Origin of the sequence: Agromyces binzhouensis, from assembly GCF_004135055.1 — a bacterium.
GTDB classification, from domain to species: domain Bacteria; phylum Actinomycetota; class Actinomycetes; order Actinomycetales; family Microbacteriaceae; genus Agromyces; species Agromyces binzhouensis.
This window is the reverse complement of sequence record NZ_SDPL01000591.1, coordinates 1-1,426: the sequence shown is the minus strand read 5'-3', so window position 1 is coordinate 1,426 and position 1,426 is coordinate 1. Positions and strand designations below refer to the sequence as shown.

The window sequence follows — 1,426 nt, the reverse complement described above, 5'->3', positions numbered from 1 at the left end:
CAGCTCGCCCTGCGTGAGCACGAGGTCGGCGGCGGCGATGCGCTCGCGCTCGGCGGCGACCACGTCGGCACCGACCGCGGCGTTCGCCCCCGCCGTGACCACGATCGTGTTCTCGCCCGACGCGGCCACGGTGATCTGGGCGACCCCGGTCGGCGTGCCCGCCACCGTCGCCACGGCCTCCGTCGGAAGCCCGAAGCGGGCGAACGCCGCACGGGCGACGTCGGCCGCGGCGTCGTCGCCGAGGCGCGCGACGAACTCGACGTCGGCCGAGCAGAGGTGGGCCGCGATGGCCTGGTTCGCGCCCTTGCCGCCGAGCGCGACACGGTGGCCGTGCGAGTGGATGGTCTCGCCGGGCTGCGGGAAGGCGTCGACGTAGCTCGTCGCGTCGACGTTCACCGACCCGACGACCACCAGCCGGCTCATGGTGCGGCGGGTCCGGGGCCGGCGAGGCCGACCGTCAGCGGCTCGCCGCTGACCTGCTCGACGAAGCAGTAGTAGCTGCGCTGTCCGGCGTCCCACTGCTCGGCGGTCACGGGGAACGCGGTGAGCATCTGCAGCTCGCCGACTCCGCTCGCCGCGGCCGGATCGATGACGCCCTCTGCGGCGCAGAGCTCCTGCGACTGCGTCGCCAGGGCCTCCTCGCCCGGGAACTCGGTCGCTTCATCACCCGCGAAGGTGCCGCGGTAGGCGAGTTGCGCCGTGTGCGGGCTCGCGCAGTCGACGACGGTGAACTCCTCGGCCCACGCCGACTCGAAGGGCTCGAGGCACTCGGTGCCGAAGAGGGCCTGCCACGAGTGCACGCCCGCGGGCTGGGGTGCCGTCGGTGCCGCGACGGGCTCCTCGGTCGCCACGGGCGCGGCCGTGCCGGCGTCGCCCGGTGCGAGGAATCGGGTGCCGAACGCCACGACGGCGACGATGAGCACGACCAGGGCGAGCCCGCCGGCCGCCCACGTCAGGATCCTGACGGGAGACCGGTCGCGTCCTGCGTCATCGGTGCGCGCCGCGGGCGTGGCACGATGCCCTCCGCGGTCGTCGTCGCCGGCTCGCGGCTGCGACCCGCGCGCATCGCCGAAGTCGTCCCAGTCGCCGCGTGCGTCGCGCGCGAAGGGATCGTCGGCGCCGGCCCCGGAGCCGTAGCCCGCCTGGCGAGCCTGCGGCCGATCGTATTCGGTCTCGGCGGCGGATGCCTCGACCACCGACATGGGCCCGGTCGCTCCGAAGCCCGCCCCGCCGAATAGCGCGGCGAGGCCGTCGTCGCCCGTGCCGCTCGACTCCGGTCCGGGTCGATCCTGTCGCTCGGTCGTGCGCTCGTCGACGTCGTACGCGGCCCACGGGTCGTCGACGGCCGGCCGGTCGACGTCGGCGGCCCGCTCGTCGCGGGCATCGAGGCCGAACGGGTCGTCGCCCGGGTCGTCGGCGACGACCG

At 75.4% G+C, this 1,426-nt stretch carries 2 protein-coding genes; both read right to left on the bottom strand.

All coding sequences use genetic code 11. The features are described 5' to 3' along the window. Positions 1-423: PfkB family carbohydrate kinase (locus tag ESO86_RS16950; protein WP_242492434.1), on the bottom strand; the 423-nt coding region annotated here is incomplete at its 3' end. Next, the coding region (locus tag ESO86_RS16945; RefSeq protein ID WP_207207205.1) for a septum formation family protein at positions 420-1,426 on the bottom strand (1,007 nt) is incomplete at its 5' end. The genes ESO86_RS16950 and ESO86_RS16945, both read right to left, overlap by 4 nt.